This window comes from Occallatibacter sp. FHG110214_02 (assembly GCF_059115385.1).
Genome location: NZ_JBZYWK010000018.1, coordinates 1 through 20,383 on the forward strand (window position 1 = coordinate 1; position 20,383 = coordinate 20,383).

Annotated in this window: 22 protein-coding genes and 1 tRNA gene; 12 read left to right on the forward strand and 11 right to left on the reverse strand. The window is 53.6% G+C overall.

Annotation, left to right across the window (positions count from 1 at the left end; genetic code table 11):
* Positions 1–40 precede the first annotated feature (40 nt).
* The 3 genes from AC5S3R_RS14930 to AC5S3R_RS14940 are packed head-to-tail and all read right to left on the reverse strand — an operon-like array spanning position 41 to position 1,358.
* Positions 41–373, reverse strand: coding sequence for a hypothetical protein (locus AC5S3R_RS14930; RefSeq protein WP_494267998.1), 333 nt, complete (start codon positions 371–373; stop codon positions 41–43).
* Positions 370–831: a glycosylhydrolase-like jelly roll fold domain-containing protein gene (locus AC5S3R_RS14935; protein WP_494267897.1), complete on the reverse strand. Its 462-nt coding sequence runs from the start codon at positions 829–831 to the stop codon at positions 370–372. Before AC5S3R_RS14935 ends, AC5S3R_RS14930 begins: the two co-directional genes overlap by 4 nt.
* On the reverse strand, positions 792–1,358 hold the full coding sequence (locus tag AC5S3R_RS14940) for a glycosyl hydrolase (RefSeq protein ID WP_494267899.1): 567 nt from the start codon (positions 1,356–1,358) through the stop codon (positions 792–794). The genes AC5S3R_RS14935 and AC5S3R_RS14940 overlap by 40 nt, the downstream gene beginning before the upstream one ends.
* A gap of 62 nt (positions 1,359–1,420) precedes the next feature.
* Between AC5S3R_RS14940 and AC5S3R_RS14945 the strand changes: the two genes are divergently transcribed.
* From AC5S3R_RS14945 to AC5S3R_RS14960, 4 genes are all read left to right on the forward strand, one after another.
* Complete coding sequence (locus AC5S3R_RS14945) at positions 1,421–1,816, forward strand: hypothetical protein (RefSeq protein WP_494267900.1); 396 nt, start codon at positions 1,421–1,423, stop codon at positions 1,814–1,816.
* A 188-nt stretch (positions 1,817–2,004) separates the two neighbouring features.
* Complete coding sequence (locus AC5S3R_RS14950; protein WP_494267901.1) at positions 2,005–2,589, forward strand: eCIS core domain-containing protein; 585 nt, start codon at positions 2,005–2,007, stop codon at positions 2,587–2,589.
* Positions 2,590–2,863: 274 nt separating this feature from the next.
* Complete coding sequence (locus tag AC5S3R_RS14955) at positions 2,864–3,496, forward strand: hypothetical protein (RefSeq protein ID WP_494267902.1); 633 nt, start codon at positions 2,864–2,866, stop codon at positions 3,494–3,496.
* The gene (locus AC5S3R_RS14960) at positions 3,459–4,586 is read left to right on the forward strand and encodes a helix-turn-helix domain-containing protein (protein WP_494268000.1); all 1,128 of its coding nucleotides are present in this window, start codon (positions 3,459–3,461) and stop codon (positions 4,584–4,586) included. The genes AC5S3R_RS14955 and AC5S3R_RS14960 overlap by 38 nt, the downstream gene beginning before the upstream one ends.
* Before the next feature lie 112 nt (positions 4,587–4,698).
* Here AC5S3R_RS14960 and AC5S3R_RS14965 read toward each other — a convergent pair whose 3' ends face one another.
* The 5 genes from AC5S3R_RS14965 to AC5S3R_RS14985 form a co-directional block, all read right to left on the reverse strand.
* On the reverse strand, positions 4,699–5,142 hold the full coding sequence (locus AC5S3R_RS14965; protein ID WP_494267903.1) for a hypothetical protein: 444 nt from the start codon (positions 5,140–5,142) through the stop codon (positions 4,699–4,701).
* Positions 5,111–5,716, reverse strand: a complete 606-nt coding sequence (locus AC5S3R_RS14970) for a helix-turn-helix domain-containing protein (protein ID WP_494267904.1) — start codon at positions 5,714–5,716, stop codon at positions 5,111–5,113. The genes AC5S3R_RS14965 and AC5S3R_RS14970 overlap by 32 nt, the downstream gene beginning before the upstream one ends.
* A gap of 93 nt (positions 5,717–5,809) precedes the next feature.
* Entirely contained in the window at positions 5,810–6,313 is a 504-nt protein-coding gene (locus AC5S3R_RS14975) for a helix-turn-helix domain-containing protein (RefSeq protein ID WP_494267905.1), read from the reverse strand.
* 15 nt (positions 6,314–6,328) lie between these two features.
* Positions 6,329–8,017, reverse strand: coding sequence for a hypothetical protein (locus AC5S3R_RS14980; RefSeq protein ID WP_494267906.1), 1,689 nt, complete (start codon positions 8,015–8,017; stop codon positions 6,329–6,331).
* Complete coding sequence (locus AC5S3R_RS14985; RefSeq protein ID WP_494267907.1) at positions 8,010–8,783, reverse strand: ABC transporter ATP-binding protein; 774 nt, start codon at positions 8,781–8,783, stop codon at positions 8,010–8,012. Before AC5S3R_RS14985 ends, AC5S3R_RS14980 begins: the two co-directional genes overlap by 8 nt.
* A 66-nt stretch (positions 8,784–8,849) precedes the next feature.
* Between AC5S3R_RS14985 and AC5S3R_RS14990 the strand changes: the two genes are divergently transcribed.
* From AC5S3R_RS14990 to AC5S3R_RS15005, 4 genes are all read left to right on the forward strand, one after another.
* Positions 8,850–9,167, forward strand: a complete 318-nt coding sequence (locus AC5S3R_RS14990) for a PadR family transcriptional regulator (protein WP_494267908.1) — start codon at positions 8,850–8,852, stop codon at positions 9,165–9,167.
* Positions 9,164–10,642: an ABC transporter permease gene (locus AC5S3R_RS14995; protein WP_494267910.1), complete on the forward strand. Its 1,479-nt coding sequence runs from the start codon at positions 9,164–9,166 to the stop codon at positions 10,640–10,642. Before AC5S3R_RS14990 ends, AC5S3R_RS14995 begins: the two co-directional genes overlap by 4 nt.
* A 404-nt stretch (positions 10,643–11,046) precedes the next feature.
* A complete protein-coding gene (locus AC5S3R_RS15000) occupies positions 11,047–11,430 on the forward strand; it encodes a hypothetical protein (RefSeq protein ID WP_494267912.1) in 384 nt (127 codons plus the stop codon).
* 726 nt (positions 11,431–12,156) lie between these two features.
* Positions 12,157–12,510 carry a helix-turn-helix transcriptional regulator gene (locus AC5S3R_RS15005; protein WP_494267913.1) on the forward strand — a complete coding sequence of 118 codons (354 nt, stop codon included), beginning with the start codon at positions 12,157–12,159 and terminating at the stop codon, positions 12,508–12,510.
* Here AC5S3R_RS15005 and AC5S3R_RS15010 read toward each other — a convergent pair.
* From AC5S3R_RS15010 to AC5S3R_RS15020, 3 genes are all read right to left on the reverse strand, one after another.
* Positions 12,507–12,746, reverse strand: a complete 240-nt coding sequence (locus tag AC5S3R_RS15010) for a tyrosine-type recombinase/integrase (RefSeq protein WP_494267914.1) — start codon at positions 12,744–12,746, stop codon at positions 12,507–12,509. The genes AC5S3R_RS15005 and AC5S3R_RS15010 overlap by 4 nt on opposite strands.
* The gene (locus tag AC5S3R_RS15015; RefSeq protein WP_494267915.1) at positions 12,725–13,732 is read right to left on the reverse strand and encodes a tyrosine-type recombinase/integrase; all 1,008 of its coding nucleotides are present in this window, start codon (positions 13,730–13,732) and stop codon (positions 12,725–12,727) included. Before AC5S3R_RS15015 ends, AC5S3R_RS15010 begins: the two co-directional genes overlap by 22 nt.
* A gap of 195 nt (positions 13,733–13,927) precedes the next feature.
* Positions 13,928–14,001: transfer RNA gene (locus tag AC5S3R_RS15020), tRNA-Gln, on the reverse strand.
* Between the two features lie 303 nt (positions 14,002–14,304).
* Here AC5S3R_RS15020 and AC5S3R_RS15025 point away from each other — a divergent pair.
* The 4 genes from AC5S3R_RS15025 to AC5S3R_RS15040 all read left to right on the forward strand — a co-directional run bounded on the left by AC5S3R_RS15025 (position 14,305) and on the right by AC5S3R_RS15040 (position 20,382).
* Positions 14,305–14,697: a hypothetical protein gene (locus tag AC5S3R_RS15025; protein ID WP_494267916.1), complete on the forward strand. Its 393-nt coding sequence runs from the start codon at positions 14,305–14,307 to the stop codon at positions 14,695–14,697.
* Positions 14,698–14,780: 83 nt separating this feature from the next.
* Positions 14,781–16,067 carry a TolC family protein gene (locus AC5S3R_RS15030; RefSeq protein WP_494267917.1) on the forward strand — a complete coding sequence of 429 codons (1,287 nt, stop codon included), beginning with the start codon at positions 14,781–14,783 and terminating at the stop codon, positions 16,065–16,067.
* Positions 16,064–17,224 (forward strand): efflux RND transporter periplasmic adaptor subunit, encoded by a 1,161-nt coding sequence (locus AC5S3R_RS15035; RefSeq protein WP_494267918.1) that lies wholly within the window; start codon positions 16,064–16,066, stop codon positions 17,222–17,224. Before AC5S3R_RS15030 ends, AC5S3R_RS15035 begins: the two co-directional genes overlap by 4 nt.
* On the forward strand, positions 17,224–20,382 hold the full coding sequence (locus tag AC5S3R_RS15040; RefSeq protein ID WP_494267919.1) for an efflux RND transporter permease subunit: 3,159 nt from the start codon (positions 17,224–17,226) through the stop codon (positions 20,380–20,382). The genes AC5S3R_RS15035 and AC5S3R_RS15040 overlap by 1 nt, the downstream gene beginning before the upstream one ends.
* Position 20,383: the final 1 nt, after the last annotated feature.

Below are 20,383 nucleotides of genomic sequence, written 5' to 3' on the forward strand. Positions count from 1 at the left end.
CACGAAGTTGCGCAGTTCCCATTCTCATTCTCAAAATCTGCTATTGCACCGTCAGCACAGCTACTGCAAATGGAGCCATCGTGAACCGTGCGGCATCAACTCTGCCAGCGCGTGGCGCATCATCGCCCGTCGCATCATCCACGGTAAGAGACGAAGCATTTGCCAACTCACTGCTCAGCGCAAACGCTTTTTCCGTATTCGTCTTGTTCACCAGCAGCACCTTGCGCCCCTGTGGCGTAACAAATCCCTGCACATCCACATCATCCAGCCAGTGAATGTTGTCCACCATCTTGTCGCCTGGATGAAAGTTGTCCTTCAAGAGCTTTAGCACCCAGTAGCGAGCATTCGGCTTGCCGGTGTTGAAGTTGATCATCGACACACTCGGATACTGCGTGGGATAATCACCGTAAAGCTATACTTCTCCGCTCCCGGCTGCAGATCACCAATAATCCGGTTGACCCACGCGTTAATCACCTTCACTTCAATCTGGCTCGCGCCCGGCTTCAACACTCCAGTCACATCCACCCGATACGGCACATGCCACACCACGTCAAGGTCCTTGCCATTAACCTTCACCACGGCAAGGTTCTTCACCTCACCAAGCTCCAGATATAACTTCGCGCCCTTCACAAACCAATCCGCAGACGCATCCAGTATCTTCGTATAAGTGCCCGTGCCGGAGAAGTACTTCACCCCAGCATCCAGACTCTTCGTCCAGTCAATCAGCTTGTCCAGCGTCACCTGCGCAGGCGCGCCGCGGTCCGGCTGGAAGCTCACCGTCCACGGCCCATTCACCGTAGCCAACTGTGTCTCCGCAATCTTCGGTTCCACATGCGAAGTCTCAGAAGTCGTCTTCCTGAAACAACAAACACTGTCCCCCAGGGTTCCAGAGACAATGGAACCGTCGTCTGCCCCTCAGCAATCGTGTACGAAACCGGCTTCGACTTGCCCGTCTCCGCATACCAGAGTTCCGGAGCCTTGCCCGTCACGCGAAACTTCGCATCCACCGTCCGCGCCTGCGTACTGCGATTGTCCACAAAGTAGATATCGCCATCCGTCAGCTTGCGATGTACAAACCCCAAATGCGGCTCGTTATCCCCCACCTTGCCCGCCGGCTCAAAATCAGGCTTCACTTGCAGCACGGCAAACACATCCTCCAGCTTCTGTCCCGCAAACATCTTGCCCTTACCCACGGAATGCGTGCCAGTCCCATCGCCAAACAGCTCCTCATTCAGCCGCGCAAACTCCACCTGGTCATCCGCAAGGCTAGGATCGTCCACAGGCTTCGCACCCACAACCACCGCATCTACGACCCGCCCTTTGGCCGTGGCCGCCAGTTCGAAGCTAACCTGCCCCACGTCCTCGACACCTTCCTCGGTGGCTGTGGGCCCTCACCGGCCTCGCCCACCTCTCAAGCGGCATGCCCTGGGGCCCCTATGACGGCAACGGCTGGAGCACCAACTGGGAATGGAATAGCTGGGATGTTGTAACCGGCCCCATCAAGACAGGCGGACGCTACAACGACGGCGGCTGGCCCAGCGCCGTGAAGGACCGCACCCAGGCAATCGCCAACCTCCGCGCTCCCTATCCCGGAGAAGTCGGTCAGCGTAACGCCTTCCGCGGCGAGCGTTACTTCTCTATGAGCAACGGTCTCACCAAGACACTCCAGGTCTACCGTGACCAGCAGTTGAAATTTGCCTGGGAAGTCGTCAACTCCACCAACGCGGTCACCTTTGACCCCGTCACCGCCACCAGCGACCCCTTCGGAAGCGCCGCTACAACGGCGTGCTTCCGTCAACAGACAACGCCCGTGTAATGCAGTTCTCCCTGTGTTATAGCTTCTAAGCAAACTGGGCAGCCAACAAGAAAGGCCGGCGCAAAGCGCCGGCCTTCTTCTTTTCCCTCATCTGCAATTCAGCAAATCCGTGGCCCAAATCTGCCCGCCGCCAAACCAATTTACAAAGCCTTCTGGAAATTGCCTTCAATTCGGGCTAAGATGTTCGCATGAAAGCGCCCAGCGTCTTTCGCGCTTCTGGACTCCCGGCCTCGCCTGCCCCCGTCAGGGTGCAGGCTCCAACCATGCGCGTCTACTCGCATCAGGTTGTTCAGGGCTCTTTCCGCGGCGGGCTTGGATTAGTCACCGCGCACGCCAACCGGACAGCACAATCCACTTTGCAAATGCACGCAGCAATTCAGCGTCGCCCCGGCTCGGAATCTTTCCAGGTCAATCTCCGCCCAAGATCAGGCGGCTGGCCCCTGCCCCGTGACATTCAGGCAAAAATGGAGTCTGCTCTCGGCGCAAACTTCTCAGACGTCCGCATCTATGTCGGCTCAGAAGCCGCATCTATAGGAGCAGTTGCCTTCACATGGGGATCGGACATCCACTTCGCGCCCGGACAATACAGCCCTCACACGCCCCACGGCCAATTCCTTCTCGGCCACGAGCTAACCCACGTCGTCCAACAGCGCGCAGGCCGCGTCGCCAATCCCTTCGGCACAGGCGTAGCCGTAGTGCAGGACCACGCACTCGAAGCAGAAGCAGACCGCCTGGGCCGCGCTGCTGCTGCCAGTTGCGCGCAGCGCGCGTAAAGCTTCCACCTGCAAAACGTATACCGATAACAGGTTTTGGGATTTTTGAGTTATTCAGGAAAGATCAGCTCTTAGCTTTCATGGTTGCCCCCCAGGGATTTCTCATCCTTGAATCCAAAGAAGATACGTGACGAAAATTTTTCTATACCCCTATGGATACCCCACCAGAAAATTGGCATTCATACCCGGATTACATTGACAAACAAGATTTCCACAATATGTTGTGGTGTTAAAAAATAACCACCAATGTCGAGATGTGTGGTATGTTGAATTCATGCCGATCAATTTCGATCCTTGGCTCGACTACCCACCGCTCACCAAAGAACGCCTTGTAGCCCTCGCAACCGTGATGAGGGAGGCAAGAGACGGAACGGTATTGCTGCACGACCCCGAAGCAGGCGATACTCGCTGGAGTTTGGGATGCCGGATTTATGATCGAATACGGGCAAAGATCAGGAAAGCCACTCTTGAAATGCCTTGGCTCGCGGTAATCCCAGAGAGCCATCAACTTCGGTTCACCTTTGCCATAGATGGATTACCACTGAAATTTTATAAGGGTGAAGCTGAGGATGTGCCAGGCAAGTTTCTAGTGGGAAGTTTTGCAGAGTTACGCCAATTGAAGCTCGTCTTTGGCCCTCAAGATGTGCAATCGACGCATCTTTTACGAATAGCAATCGAACCAGATTCCTCTGGAAACACGAGTTCAGTGAGTCTGGTAGAAGTAGAAGAGTCGGGCGAAGCGGTACGTGTCTATGCAATTCCTCTGGATGCAGAGAACGTGGTGGTAATGAAGCCCAAGCCTATCAACCTAGCCCCTGTTATGCCTGAAATTATTGAAGAGTCTGCGGAGGACGTAAATCGTGAAGAAGATGGAGGCCAACTCGGAGCGTCAGGTACAAAGCTCTAGTGCCGCGTTTTGGGGTGAACGCCTTCAACTTGTTCGAGAGTTTCGTGGATATACGCAGAAAGATATGGGAAGCCTCCTTGGTATTTCTCATGCTCTGATTTCTGACTATGAAAAAGGGAAAAGGTTTCCATCAATAGAATTGCTCAATATATTGAGCACAAAAACTGATTTTTTGTCGGTATTTTTTTTGCGTCGCATCGAAGATCCTTTCCTCGAAACTCAATGCAGCTTCCGTCACAGGCGTAATACGGCAGGTAGACTCAAGGACCAAGTGCGCGCCCAGGCAACGTTGCTCGGAATCATCGTTTCTTCATTTAAGAGCATCATGCGCTTTCCTGAATTCGATGTGCCGTCGATTTCTGCATCTACAACGTCCGAACTGGAAGCTGCAGCGGAACAATGCCGTGTACATTGGGGACTCGACACTAATGCTCCCATTTTGCAAGTAGGCCGCGTCCTTGAGAGAGCCGGAGTTGTTATCGTCCCCAGCAGTGTAGATACAGCAAAGATTGATGCTTTTTCGCGTCACGGCCAAAACGCAATGATTTTTCTGAATCGCGGTGCAGGAACTCGGCCATCTCGATGGAATTTTGACCTTGCTCATGAGTGTGCTCATTTGGTAATCCACAGAGATATGCCAACTGGATCATTGGAGACTGAACGAGCTGCAGATCAGTTTGCAAGCGCCTTTTTACTGCCGGCTAAATCTTTCGGTCGTGAATTCCGCACAAAGCGATTTGATTGGCAGCATGTATTTGAGTTGAAGCAACGTTGGCAGGTTAGCGCTGCCGCAATAGTGCGTCGCGCGCGTGACCTTCACCTCATGGATGAGATGGCATATAGAAAGGCATTTCAGTATATGTCCTTTAAGAAATGGAGGACGACGGGAGAACCTTACGAACCAAAGTTTCAAGAGCCGGAACTTTTTATGGGGGCTGTCAACGCGCTGCTACAAAGCAAAAAGAAAACGCTTGCTGAACTTTGTGCAGAAATAGGCTTCACACAGAAGATATTTTCAGAAATTACAGGGATACGGGTTCAAGAGGCGACACCACAGGCAAATGTCCTGGCGTTCCCCTCGCCCCGTTAATTCAGCATGGCTAATATGCTATCTATCTTTTCGCTTCTGATTTTGCTTCGTTCGGATTGTGCTGTGAATCGGCGGCAGACACCCGCAAAGAGCAACCTTCATTGCACAACTTCTAGCCAAGCTTAGGGTGCTTAGTTTTGATCCAAGATTCAACCAAGACAAGAAATTCCTGCGCCCGTTGCAAGACTTCAGCGGCCTCCGTTGAGGTTGCAATCTGCGCTCCGGTGTAGTCAATGACGTTGCGCTTACGACGGGAAATGTCAAAGAATTGAACAAGCAGATCAGCCTCTTTGCCCAGTGCTAGGCCCGCGCACTCAAGAGTAATCGCATGATGCCCTGGCACAGCCCCAACTCTGTATCCGGCACACGCAATCGCCATCTTTGCGGTTTGCAAAGCGGCATTGTAGGCCGTAGCAAATCTTCGGTCTTCCGAGAGAGCAGGAATAGCTGCATCGGAAAGGTCGCGCCGGATAACTGCTCGCAGCTCATCCAGTTCTTGCTTACTTGTCTTGTGCGCGTGAACCTTACGCGCTGCGAGCAACTGTTTCCAACTCATTCTCAGTTCCTTTCAACATGACTTTCGGCCCCTGCATGACCGTCAACAGGAAGTGATTCTTTTGAGCGATGTTTTTCCTGAAATCTTCTTTGGTGAAAATCGTCGGATTGATTGCGCGGCCTGCAACCCCTTCGAGCTGCCGCAGCACAGGAACCATGTCCATCATGCTCACAGTCCCGATCAGCATAAGGTCTACATCGCTTTGCGCGCTCTCTTCCCCACGAGCCAGCGACCCATACATAAATGCCAACTGAATTTTCTTGCCCAATTTAGCGATAGCCTCCTGAAGCATTGGCACGATACCGCTGGTTTTCTCAATAAGACTGTGAAGCTCTGAGAAAATGGGAGATTCAGGGTTTGCCTTGATGTAGCTGCGACGACCATCGAGACGCTTTTCAAGGATGCCAACGCTCACGAGAGAATCAACATCTCTCTGCAAAGTGGAGGGTCTTGTCCCAAGATGCGTAGCCAATTCGCTCAAGTACCAGGACTTTTCAGGGCGCAGGAACGTTGCCGACAGCACAGCCTGACGGGTCGGGCTGAAGAGAGCCGAAAGCGTCGATTCCTTACGCATAATGCGTAAATATTTACGCATTATGCGTACATTGTCAAGCGGAATTTACCGCATTGCAATGATGCTCTTGCTGCCTACAGCTTGCTTAGAAGCCTACTTTTCAGCCTTATTCTGTTCAGAATACGCTATGGATTGACGGAAGTACGGTATAAGAACGCAACCGGCTTCTGTGAGCCTTAGTTCTTCCTGCGTTGACTGAAAAAGAAAACAGCAAAGCCGTTCTTCTAAAGCATGTATCCAGCTTTCCAGTTCGGAGCGAGTGATTTTCAATTTTTCAGCCGCACGCGCATAGTTCAACTCATCCGCGAGTGCAACTAAAATGCGCTGTGAATCAATATCGATAAATTCCAGTCCACCTCTGCTTACAGGTTTCACTTGGTCTGCTTTGCAAATCTGCACATCGAGAGGTCCGCCGACACCACACTTAGGGCAGTAATATATGCCCGTTGTAAGCGCTCTTCCCTCAAACTCTTCTCTGCGGAATGCACTTCCGCAATGGGCACATACGTGAACATGAACCAAGGGACTGCCTGAAGATTCTGGATGAAAGCTCACTGCATTTGCTTCCAGTTCTTTATTGCAATGTAATTTTGGCATTTCAATCCTCAGCTCTTAGTGATCCAACCGTAAACTAATTAACAAGGGCTCGTTTTCTTCCTCAAAGATCAGAACATTTTGTGTTTTTTCTATCTTGGATAAGTACCAGCGAAACGCTAAAACGATGGCGCATAATCCAGTCAGCAGCCATATCCATCCCCATTGCATTTGTAGCAATTCAGACTCGTATTTTCCTGCGCACATTGCGAGTGGTAAACCAACAATAATGCCACCGAAAAAGATGACTACCAAATGCGCTTGTTTGGGCATCCATGAACACACAAATGGCAGCTTTCTCAGAGTGAGCACGGAAAGGTCTGTAAGCATCGTGCCTACTAGTCCCAAAGCCACGAGGTGTACAGCCACCAGCCAATCATGCTTCATCCATAACGTCAGTCCCGCGATTACGATCCAAATTGGCAGCACACCAATGGTGAACAGGGCCTTCCGTCCGGCAGTTAGGTAAGTGTTTGTCGAACGGATTTGCGTTAGCTGGAATATCCAATTTGCTTTTAGCATCACCGGAATGCTTGCAACTGCGCGCGCACCCAACACGGCCAACGACAAAACAATTAGGGATGCCGCGAGAAATCCAACATCGAGAGCGCCATTATGACTGGGAGTTTGCTGATGCCCTGTCGGGACATTCAAATACAGCAGCAGCACGGTAAGACCAACGCTCAGAAAGAACCCCATTACGAGTCTGTGTTGTCGGCTGCGCGTGAGTGTTCTCCAGCTAAAGGTCAATACCGCCTGCTGAATCGGATTACCCACATCCGGGAGGTTCCGCATCCACTTGTGCATAAGAGGTTGAATCTCAGGCTCCTCAATGATTTGGGGCATAATGCGAAAATAAGCGGTCAAAATGGAAATCAAAGAACCTGCCACTGCAAGTGTCAATCCAACCCATGCGTATTGTGATAGCGCGGCGAACTCTGTGTGGACTGTTTCCTCCACGGAACCATTCAGATACTGAAACAATGCCAAAAACCAATAAGAAGGCAGGCAGTGCAATAGATGTTGATTCCGAGCATCCGCAAGGGCTGAAATTGATTCAAGTGATGGCTCAAGGATGAAATCTCCGAGGATTAGAACGAGACCAGCCATTTGCATAACTCCTGAGAGGCGAAGGAATAGCTGGCGTGGCAAGAGTAGCGAAGAGAGACCCTGGACAGTCAGGACGCCACAGAAAACGAAAGCACCCGCTAAACCTACCGTCAGCCAGTACGCAGCTATTGAACGCATAAGCCCGAATATGCCTCCGTGCTCTGGCTCAAACATGAGCGCCCAACCCACTCCTGTAAAGCAGTTAAGGGAAAAGACAGCCAACCCTAATGCTGTTGTGAGAGCAGAGAGTTTAGCCAGAAACAATGTCGAATGCTTTACTGGAAGCGGCCCCATAATCAGAACATCTTTTCGTTCAGGAAAGACGGATTCCCAACTCATTATGGAGAAGAGTCCAACCAGAACCATAGTGATCGCAATAAGAAAGTGTTCCATGCCCCAGAGTGACTCTTGTGGCAACCCGTTAATGAGAATCAACGGGGCAGTAATGGCAAAGCTGATGCCAGCCAGTACAGTGGCAAATCCACCGACGAGTTTTGAACTGTCCCCGTCCACAGCAAGCAGTTCAATATCAACCAAGCGTGTGAGAAATGTTCGCAACAATGCTTGAAATGTACTAGGCAATTCGCGATTAGGCATGGATCACATCTACAATCTGTCGCGCAATCGCAGCGGTATCCTGCTCTATTGCCAACTGGGCAAATATCCCCTCAAGTGTCGGGAGTTCCATTAGCTCTTGAAGCTGTCGAATGTCGTTATCCGCTACAATTTTCCCCTTATGCAGAATCACTACCCGAGTGCATAACCGTTCAACCGTTTCCAATTCGTGCGAGCTAAACAGTAGTGTTTTGCCTCTCGCTGCCAACTCCGCAATAAGGTCACGCAGGGTCAGAGCAGACCCCACATCAAGCCCAGAAAAAGGTTCATCCAGAAGAATCAGATCGGGATTATGCAGCAGCGCCGCAGACAATAACACTCTTTGCCTCATGCCTTTTGAGTAGCCGGAAATCGAGGCATCGCGGCTTCCCTCTAGACCGAAGAGTCTCAAAAGTTCCTCAATGCGCTGTCGGGCCATCTTCATTGGCAAGCTGCGAAGTTGCGCTACCATCGTTAAGTATTCCCTTCCGCTTAAATGCGTGTAGAGCTGCGGCTCTTCTGGGACGTAGCCTAGCTTTTCCTTGAAATTGCGCAAGTTTGCATGGATTGACTGGCCAGCAAATAGGATTTCGCCTGAGTCTGGTCGAATCAGTCCTGTAATCATCTTCATCGTGGTGGACTTCCCGGAACCGTTGGGGCCAAGATAGCCGGTTACTTGTCCGGCGCAGACCGTAAAACTCGCATTTGAGACCGCCGAAATTCCTGAGTAGCTCTTCGAGATGTTGCGGATTTCAAGCGCAAAAGGCATACCCCTATGTAGCACACTTCCTAGTTGGCTTGTCAAGTAGGACACTACATAGCTAAACTTTTACCCATGGCGGTGGAAATCAAACTCTCTCACACGGCTACGATGATTTTGCAAGCCATCAGCGTGGGATATGTTTATGGCCTCAGTGTGATGCAAGCGACCGGCCTTCCCAGCGGCACGGTCTACCCAGCAATGCGCCGTCTCGAACGTGACGGACTCATTGTGTCCAAGTGGGAAAAGTCGTCCATTGCAGAAGCAGAGCAAAGACCATTACGCAAGTATTACAAGCTCTGTGCGGCGGGCAAAGAAACTTTGGAATCGGCTCGTAAGCGCTATCCGCTTCTCTCAAAAATTATCGCCCCGTTTGAAATGGAGCAAGTATGAAGCGGCAGCACAATCAGAGGCTTGCTCAAACAATGCTGCTGATTGCGGCCTGCGTGGTGCCAACAAACCAGCGCCATGAGTGGCTGATGGAATGGCAGGGGGAACTATCTCAGCTTATACAGGAAAGCAGTACCGAGGAACTGGTAGAAGACTCGCCAGCGCGTTTTGCACTTGGATCCTTCCTCGATGCTTTTTGGCTCAGAAGAAATAGCTTTGACTCTGGGGTTAATCTGGCATTGATTCTCGCGCGGCCTGCAAAATGTTTGGGCGTTTTGGTTGTTTTAACGGTCGCGATTGTTTCGACGCTTCTTGCCTTTTCCGATCTCAGGCAACAAATCTTCCCATCCTCATTTCAGGGACCACATAACATCCAAATTGTGGCACAGACCTCTGTCTTACGAGACTCGAATCTTCTGGTCTCTGCGCAGAACTATCAGGTATGGCGCAGCAGCAACAATCCAGTTCTGGATAAGAGTATCTATTACCAGATTGGGAGCACTACCCTGTCGACTTCCACGGAGTCCAGTGAGCTTTTGATCGGATGGTCAGAAAGCGCGCCATCGCTATTCGATGCGAAGTCACTTTCCTCGGCTGTTCACCTTGCCAAACGATCCAATGCCACAGCACTTGTCCTTAGCTATGGTTTATGGAAACGCCGATTCGCCGGTGATTCTCACGTTATAGGAAGTCGGGTGTCGATTGCGGGTGCGCAGGCGATTATCGTCGGTATTGCTCCTCAATGGGCCACTGATCTTCCTGGCTCGGTTGATGTCTGGGGAATCGCAGATGCACAGAGAATGCAGGTTCTTGAGGCCCAGCATTTTGCTTATGGCTATGTCATAGCGCAAACGTCGTTTTCTGGCAAGAAAACTCACTACGAAGGCAATTCTTTGAATGTCCGCGATGTCGATGGATTGACGGAGCGGGTGGAAGTTTGCTCGCTGGACGCTCTAGCGAGCGAACACCGCAAACATTCACTTCAAACCTTCTTGGGTTCAATCAAAATCACAACGATTCTGATGCCCTTCATATTGACCATCTGGCCGATTTCATTTGCGTATTTTCGTAATTCTCAAATGGTGAATTGCCGATTCTTTGGATTTCTGTTGGCAAAGGCGATGCTGCTTATCCCGCTGATCTATTGCATACCTGTGAGCATCGCTACCTTCTGCGCTGGCAGTTCACTGGACGCAAGGGTGATTCTTCAAGCCACCATTACCGACACTATGGTTTTGTTATGTGGCTATTGGTGTTTCCACGACCAGGCGCAGCGTTGTCCGAATTGCTTGCATTTGCTGAGCAATCCGGCGCACGTCGGGGAAGTCTCGCGCAGCTTTCTTGCATGGAGTGGAACGGAGTTCATGTGTAGGGAAGGACATGGTCTCTTGCATGTGCCGGATTACTCTACAAGCTGGTATCCAAAGGCTTATTGGCTGAATCTGGACGCATCATGGAAGCACCTATTTCAAGCCTGAAACCCTCTAAATGTGTTTCCCATTATCTTTACGCACGGGACGTAATCCCCTGAGAACTATGGGAAGTTCGGCGTGGCCATGGTCGAAGTGCCGTATTTTACCTATGGCATCTGTAAGCTACAAGAGCTTCGTGTCAAGCGAGAATAGCCGTGCTATATAAACTGCTTTTCGCCCGTAAATAGACGGACGTATTTGCCGCTTATTCCATGCGGATTACGCGACGCTTTCCGACACGGTGCTTCGCACCGGATGTATCTCGACACTCCACCCCTTGTAGGGAACTGTGAGGAAACCTGAGAGCGCCGTAGAGCAACTTCTGTTGCATCCAAGAGATAGCAAGATGTAGGGTTCCCTAGGGAAACTTCGGTTTTCACGCAATTTCAGCCACAAGGAGGCTTAAAACGATGGCTTTGCTCGACAAAGAAAACCTCGCTGCGATGAAGGCAAGACGTGAAAAGTTTCGGCTGAATCATGTCGGAACCAAGCTGAATAATGCGGAGTTGAAGGAATTCACTGCGCTTGTCGAGAAGCGCAAGCAGACTCCTTCGGAGCTGATTCGAGAGCTGGTTTTCCGAGAGATTCAGCGAGACAAAGAAGGAGTACAGGCGAGTCCTGAATTAACCGAAATCATCGGGACAAGGCTGCTTCTTGTAAATACATTACACCCTCTTCTTACCACTACAAACGCCATGTCAACGGAGAGGTTCAACGACCTGCTCAACCAGATTGCAAAAGTCAAAAACGAACTCGCGCAAAAGATGGCACAAGGGGCGCAAAAGAAGCCGTAATACCCTCCGCTCCAACGCCCGTCAAGGCTCTGCGCTTCGCTCCGATGAACGCGCCACAAACTCGCGGCCTTGACTGTCGCTTCCGCTCCAGGTTCCTCCCAATTAAGAGGAGCATATATGCTCCTCTTTCTCTCGACGGAGAAGCACGGTTAAGCGAGCCTTCAGACCACTCAATCACACTGCAAAACTCTCTCTTTGTCCCATACAAAGCGGGTTCAAATCAAGGCGCATATTGCGCGGGATTCGTTAGCCTTTGTTCGGCTTCCGCTCTCCCTTCCACGCACTTATTCTCACAGCGAATAGAAGAGTAAGCAGGTAACGAATCAGGATGCGATTGTCGGAAGAAAGCGCAAGCGATTGCGTCATAGATGCTGGATGCAATCAAGTTGGATAAGCGATTCGCCTGCGTTCTCTAATCGCATCGCAATTCATCAGACAATCGAAATCTCCAGTGTTTATGCGGTTTTTTCGCGAATTTTATTGTTGACATAAAAGCGAGCGCTGCACATACTGAGCGAAGTTTAGTTGCCGGTGCATGAATACCTCTGCGCTAAGGAACAATGTCATGGCCTTCATTCACGTCTCGCCAAGAAAGTCATCGTCATTCCTGCACGGAATAACGCTCTCCCGAAAAGTCATTGGAGAGCGTAATCCGTCAATGCCTATGATTAGCGGTGAATGGAGCGCAACCGGCAAACTCAACTTCATCGCCCAGGAGAACCTTATATGGGAACGCGATTCTTATCTGGATCAAGAGCCGTAGAACAGCCATACGGCAAATGGGAAAATCACGAAAACATCGCCCAGCATCTCGATGACGTGATCTTCTTGCGCCTGCCAGAAGTGAGAGCCATCACGGGTCTGTCAAAGACAAGTCTGTATGAGTTGATCCGCGCCAAGGACTTTCCCGCTCCTATTCGGCTTGCTCCTCGTGCGGTCGCCTGGATCAAATCAGAAGTAACGCAGTGGGCGGAAGAACGTATCCTGGCCTCACGATCAAACTCTGAGCATCACGCTGGCAAGCGAACAGTGCAGCGAGTTCCATCGCAGGCATGGGCTTCATCGAAGAAATTCGCTTAGGCTGCGATTACAGTCCGGCCCTTAGCGAGTTGCGCGTCCAGATAGTCCGCCCACCACTGCATCATGGCCGTGCGCTGCGTCAGATACTTTGCATGGTTGTGCGCTGCGGCGACCTTATTCCGCTTCATGTGCGCAAGCTGCAACTCAATGTGCGCTTCTTCAAAGCTGTTTTCATGCAGGATGGTCGATGCCAGCCCGCGAAACCCATGCCCCGTCATGCGGCCCCGATAGCCCATTCTATATAACGCGAACAAGATAGTGTTTTACTCATAGGCTTGCTCTTGTCGAGAGCACCACGGAATACAAGCCGACCATTTCCAGTGAGCAGTTTGAGCGCCCGCAACACTTCCACGGATTGACGCGCCAGGGGAACGATATGCGGCGTATCCATCTTCATGCGTTCCGGCGGAATGACCCAACGTGCATTTTCCAGATCAAACTCCGTCCAAGGTGCTTCGATCAGTTCGCTGGTACGCACAAAGGTATAGGCGATCAGCTTCAGGGCAAAGCGCGTGATGGCATCACCATCGTAGTCATCCATTTGGGACAGGAGTTTCGGCAACTCTTTGGCATCCACACGGGCAAAGTTTTCCTCTTTAGCAGCCCTGAGAACGTCCGAAGGCTTAAAATCCATCGCAGGATTTCGCTTTGCCAGTCCATTGGCAACTCCGTACCTGAAGATTTGCCCCGTCGTTTCGTGAGAACGCTTAGCAACATCACGCGCCCCGCGTGTTTCAATCTCAAGCATCAGCTCTCGAATATCCGCAGCCGTTACCTCATCAATGAACTTGTGACCGAATGCCGGGAAGACATCGGCTTCCAAGCGCCGCAAGACTGTATCGGTATGGCGGGGAGATTTGCCGACAGACCACCACTCCCACCATTTGCGGGCTACCTTTTCAAATGAGTTCTCCGCCTCACGTTGGCGCTCTTCGGCCTCTCTTTGCTTGGCCTCCGCTTCGGCTTTCCGTTCAGCCATCGGATCAGTACCGGCGGCTAACATTTTGCGTGCCGCCAAGTGAAGTTCGCGGGCCTGGGCAAGACCCACCACGGGATACTCGCCCAACGCCATGAGCTTTTCTTTGCCATCGACACGATAGCGCCAGCGCCACAGTTTCGACCCGCCGGGGTTGACCAGCAGGAACAGACCATCACGGTCGTACATCTTGAATGGCTTTTTCCCCGGCTTCATTCCCCGGATTGCGGTATCCGTCAGCGCCATTCGCCACCTCTCCGGTGGGGTATCTCGTCGTACCCCACTTTTGAGGGAATTGTACCCCAATCCGTACCCCACTTTTTGAATGGCTCCAGACGCACGACTACACACGTCTTCGGACGGAAAATCCAAATAAATCTTTTATTTTCATTGGTTTTGATTAGTCTAGAAGGTTCAGAGAAGTGCGAAGAAGTGCATATTTGGTTGCCCCCCAGGGATTCGAACCCCGATATGCTGCTCCAGAGGCAGCTGTCCTACCATTGAACGAGGGGGCAACTAGCGCATAAAATGCGACTTGCAGCCTTTTTGTCAGCAGCGCCTCATCTGGCGACGGGCGTAATCAGCCAACTTGTTCATCATAAGGTATAAGCACGCCTAGGTCAAACAGCGCACACGCATAACATTCCCTTCAGTAAACACCGTGCCGTTTTCTCTTTTGCGCCACTTATAAACATCAATGCGCTGTTTTTATACCCCTATTACGCCATTACGTGCACAATCTGGATATAAGACACTGATTCCGGGAAAGTAGCGGAGAATTCCCCGAATCCGCTGGTAGGATAAGGCTGAGCATACGAGTGGAAATCCTTCTCAATCTCGCATGGTTTGCATCGGCAGTCGCACTTGTCGTCCTCTGGTTCCGTACCGGAGGCATCAACGGCAGCGACCGCCGTGGTCAGATAATCGCCATCGTAATGCTCATCGCAATTCTATTTCCAGTCATTTCCGTCAGCGATGACTTGATGACAGCGCAATGCCCCAGCGAGCCAGACAACTGCGTCAGGAGATACCACCTCTTCTCCTCGGACGCGCCCCAGGTTCTGCCGGTAACAGCCAGGGTCCCTCCCTCGGTCTTCACGCCCATTACGCTCAGTTTTTTGCATTACGTATCCCCAGTCTGGGCCGTAGGCCACCTTGCCCAGGCGCCCAAGCTGGCTTCCATTCAAAATCGTCCGCCACCAGAGGCATAATTCTCTCCGCCTGATTTTTCTCTGAAAGTTTTTTGTCAATATTCTCCTGAGTTCACCGTGAAATCACGGTGCAAGGCATGTGTATGAACAGAGTCCTCCCTGCCCTTGCTGCATCTGCAGCGGCAATATTATTTGCATTTGTTCCCATCCCCGCTGCCGCGCAGCAAAGCCTCACCTGGGACCAGGTAAAAGCTCGCTTTGAGAGTTCCAACCCGGCTCTGAAGGCGGATGCGGACAGCGTCAACGAGATGAAGGCCGCGGAAATCACCGCCAATCTACGCCCCAATCCGCAGATGACCATGACGCTCGACCAGACCTACCCGTTCGGCCAGCACTATGACCCGAACATCCCCGGCAGCGCCTACCGCCCGCTCTCCGATGCCCTCACCACAGGCAACATCAGCTACCTGCACGAGCGCGAGCACAAGCGTGAGCTTCGCCTCGAAAGCGCAAAAGAAGGCACCCGCATCACGCAATCGCAGCATGACGACCTCGAGCGCAACCTCCTCTTCAACCTGCGCTCAGCCTTCGTCACCACGCTCCAGGCAAGATACATCCTCGACATCGCCCACTCCGATCTCGCCTACTACGACAAGATCATCGAAACCAGCCGCGCCCGCTTCCACGCCGGCGACATCGCCCAAATCGATCTCGACCGCATCGAGTTGCAGCGCGTGCAATACGAGTCCGAGATTCAATCCGCTCTCGTCAACCTGCGCACCGCAAAAATCCAGCTCCTGCAGCTCCTCAATGACCGCACGCCGGTAGACCAGTTCAACGTTTCCGGCACATTCGACTTCAACGAAACGCTGGACCCGTTGCAAACCTATCGTGACGCCGCCATCACCTCGCGCCCTGACCTTCAGGCCGCCCTGCAAACCATCCAGCAGTCGCAGACCAACCACAAGCTCGCCATCGCCAACGGCTCCACTGACCCCACCTTCACCGTGGATGGTGGCGCAAACCCGCCGCTCGGCCCCTATGCAGGCGTAGGCTTCAGCATCCCGCTCCGCATCTTCGACCGCAACCAGGGCGAAAAGCAGCGCACGCAAATCGACATTGACCGCGCCACGCAAGCCAGTGAAGCTACCCGCGCACAAGTCTTCAGTGATGTGGACTCCGCCTACGCGCAGCTCGAAAGCACCATCGCCCTGCTCAAGCCATATAAAGCCAAGTACAACGATCAGGCCGTCCGCGTGCGTGACACCGTCAGTTACTCCTACCTGCACGGAGGCGCTTCCCTGATGGACTTTCTGAACGCACAAAGCGATTACCGCCAGGTTCAGCTTGCCTATGCGCAACTGATTGGCACATATCTAACCGCCGCTGGGCAACTGAATCTTGCCGTCGGACGCGAGGTGATTCCATGAAGCTGTCTCTGCTCGTCAATCAACGTTCCACAGCCGTCGCATCACTCGCCTGCGCCGCCGCATTGTTCGCTGGCTGCAAGTCCAAAGAGCAGCCAAAAGGAGACGGTGCGCCCCCGCCCGCACAGGTCGTTCAGCTCGCCGACATGAACCTCCTCACCATCGACAGCAAAGACGTCAGTAAGTTCCCTCTCGTCTCTGCCGACAAAATCGAATCCGCGCCAGACCTGAACGCTACCGGAACCGTCACGCCCGACATATCCCGCGAAGTCCCCGTCATCTCGCTTGCCAATGGCCGCGTTGTCGATATTCGCGCACGCCTCGATGACCACGTAAAGAAGGGCCAGATACTCTTCCAGGTGCAAAGCCCCGACATCACTAACGCATTCAACGCATACCTCAAGGCCTCTAACGACGAACAGCTAGCAAACAAAGCCGACGCGCGCGCCAAAGACCTCTTCGCGCACGGAGCCATCTCGCAGGCCATGCTGGAACAGGCTGATGATGCGGAGAACAACGCCAAGTCAGACCTCAACTCTGCCGAAGAACAACTGAAAATCTACGGCGTCAGCAAAGAGCACCCCAGCAGCCTCGCCAGCATCACCGCGCCAATCTCCGGCGTCATCGTCAGCCAGAACATCACCAACGCTGCCGCCGCAGGCGTCTCGCTCTCCGGTTCCGCAACAGCATTCACCATCGCAGACCTCTCTACCCTCTGGGTTCTCTGCGACGTATACGAAAACGACATCTCGAAAATCGCACTCGGGCAGGAAGCTCACATCAAGGTCAACGCCTATCCTGACAAGCCCCTGCTCGGCTACGTCAGCGACATCGGCCCCGTCCTCGACCCACAGCTCCGCACCGCCAAGGTCCGCATTCAACTCGACAACCCCGGCTTCCTCAAGCTCGGCATGTTCGTCACTGCAACCTTCACCAGCAAAAAGGCCGAGCAACACGCCGTTGTTCCCGCCGACGCAGTCCTCCATCTGCACGACCGCGAATGGGTCTTCGTACCCTCTGGCGAAAACCACTTCAAGCGCGTAGAAGTCCACTCCGGCCAGACGCTCCCCGGCAACCGCCAGGTCATTCTCTCCGGCATTGACCCCGGCCAGCAGGTCGTCACCAACGCACTCATGCTTGAAACCGCGGGGAACCAGTAATGATTCGCGCTCTTGTTGATTTCGCGCTCAAAAGCCGCTGGATTGTTCTCGGTGGAACACTCCTCCTGACCATATGGGGCGTCATTGCCTTCCGTGATCTGCCCATCGAAGCATACCCAGACGTCGCCAACAACTACGTGCAGATCATCACGCAGTGGCCCGGACGCTCCGCGGAAGAAATCGAGCGTCAGGTCACCGTGCCGGTTGAAATCCAGATGGCCGGCATCCCGCACCTCACGCACCTGCGCTCCAGCACGCTCGCCGGCATCTCCAGCCTCATGCTCATCTTCGACGACAACTCCATCGGAGACGTCAATCGCGAGCATGTCCTCGAACGCCTCAACCAGGTCAGCCTTCCTCCCGGCATCGTGCCGCAGATGGGCAGCGACTGGAGCCCCGTTGGCCAAATCTTCTGGTACACCGTCGAAAGCACTAACCCCGCTTACGATGCCATGGAGAAAAAATCGCTCGAAGACTGGACACTCGAAAAGAACTTCAAGAGTGTCACCGGCGTCGTAGACGTATCCAGCTTCGGCGGCCCAACGCGTGAATATCAGGTCAAGCTCGATCCGGAAAAACTCGTATCCTACGGCCTCTCAACCTCGCAGGTTGAACAGCAACTCGCCAACAACAACACCAACGGCGGCGGAAGCTTCATCGAGCAGGGTGCGCAACAAATCAACGTACAGTCGCTCGGACTCTACAAGAGCACGCAGGACATCGAAAACACCGTCATCAAAACAGCAAACGGCGCAGCCATTCGCATCAAGGACATTGCCACCGTCGAACAAGGCCCAAGGATTCGCCTCGGACAAATCGGTCGCTCATGGCACAACGCCAACGGCACCATCACCGACAATCCCGACACCGTCGAAGGCATCGTTCTTCTCCAGAAGGGCAGCGACTCCGACCCCGTTCTTCGCGGCATTCATGACGAAGTCAACAAACTCAACAACGGCATCCTGCCCAAAGGCGTAAAGGTCGAGCCATTCCTCGACCGCTCCAAGCTCGTCGCCTTCACCGTCGATACCGTCAAGGACAACCTCACCGTAGGCATGATCCTTGTCTCCCTCATCCTCTTTCTCTTCCTCGGTAACGTGCGCGGAGCCATCATCGTGGCGCTCACCATTCCCTTCGCGCTCATGTTCGCCGCCATCTGCCTCGACCTCACCCACACGCCCGCCAACCTGCTCTCTCTCGGCGCGCTGGACTTCGGCATGGTCGTCGATGGCTCAGTCGTCATGATTGAAAACGTCGTCCGCCACCTCGCGCACAAGGACGACACCCGCACGCCCATTCAAAAAATCCGCGACGCCACGCATGAAGTCCAGCGCCCCGTCTTCTTCGCGCGCGGCATCATCATCACTTCGTATCTACCCATCTTCACGCTGCAAGCCGTCGAAGGCCGCCTCTTCAAGCCTCTCGCGTGGACCGTCACCTTCGCACTCGTGGGTGCGCTCGTCTTCGCCATGCTCGTTGCGCCGGTAATGGCCAGCCTCTTCTTCCGCAAAGGCGCCAAGGAGTGGGAAAACCCGCTCATGCACTGGCTCATCCTGCGTTACCGGACAGCCGTTCGCGCCGCCATCGTTCATCGCAATCTCACCGTTGGCATCAGCTCGGTGCTTTTCGCTATCGCCCTCTATCTCACCTTCGGTGGCCCCATCGGCTCCGAGTTCCTGCCCCACCTCGACGAAGGCTCCATCTGGATTCGCGGCACGCTTCCGCCCAGCGAAGGCCCCTCTGCCTCCATCGACTTCGCCAACAAAACACGCGTCATCATCGCATCCTTCCCTGAGGTTATTCAGGTCATAAGCCAGGTAGGCCGCCCCGATGACGGCACCGACACCGCCGGCTTCTTCAACACTGAATACTTCGTTGATCTCAAGCAGAAAAAAGACTGGCGTCCCGTCTTCCATCAAAACAAGGAAGAGCTAATCGCCGCCATCGACAAGCAACTCTCCCGCTCTCCCGGCGTGCTGTGGAACTACTCGCAGCCCATCAGCGACAACATGGAAGAAGCCGTCTCCGGCGTCAAAGGCGAGCTCGCCGTCAAGCTCTACGGAGATGACCTGCGCACGCTAGAACACAAAGCTGAAGAGATCCAAAGCCAGCTCGCCGCCGTGCGCGGCGTAGGTGACCTCGGCATCTTCCGCATCGTCGGCCAGCCCAACCTCAACTACACCGTGGACCGCGCCGCCGCCGCACGCTGGGGCATCAACGTCTCGGATATTCAGGACGCAATCCAGACAGCCGTCGGCTCCAACGCCGTCACGCAGGTGCAGCAGGGCGAAGCCCGCTACGACGTAACGCTGCGCTATCAAAAGCAGTACCGCGACACGCGCGAAGCCATCGAGAACGTCCGCCTGCTCTCACCCTCCGGCGAACGCGTCTCCCTCGCACAACTCACCACAGTCTCCACGGACGACGGCGCGGAGCAGATTAACCGCGAAGGCGGCCAGCGCTACATCGCCATCAAGTACTCCGTACGCGACCGCGACCTCGGCTCCACTGTGGAAGAAGCCATCCACAAAGTCGAGCAGAACGTAAAACTCCCCGCTGGCTACCATCTCGAATGGGCAGGCGAATACCAGAGCCAGCAGCGCGCCAACAAGCGCATGGCGATTGTCGTCCCCATCACCATGCTGGCCATCTTCCTCATCCTCTACATGATGTTCAAGTCCTTCAAGTGGGCCATGCTGATTCTCGTCAGCGTTCTCATGGCCTCCATCGGCGGACCGCTTGCACTCTGGATTACCCATACCAACTTCTCGGTCTCATCCGCCGTCGGCTTCCTCGCGCTCTTCGGAGTCTCCGTGCAAACCGGCGTCATCATGATCGAGTTCATCAACCAGCTGCGCTCACGCCGCCTAGGCATGGAAGAGTCAAGCAAGGAGCACATCATTGAAGCCGCCGTCGAAGGCGCCGTCCTTCGTCTGCGTCCCATCATGATGACGATGCTCGTAGCCACGCTCGGACTTCTTCCCGCCGCGCTCTCGCACGCCATCGGGTCTGACTCACAGCGCCCCTTCGCCATCGTCATCGTCGGTGGTCTCATCGCCAACCTCATCATCGGCGTCTTCCTGCTGCCCACACTCTACGTATGGTTCGCGCGTCAAAACGATGACCTTCCAGCCGTAGACCTGAGCGAAGACTTCTAAC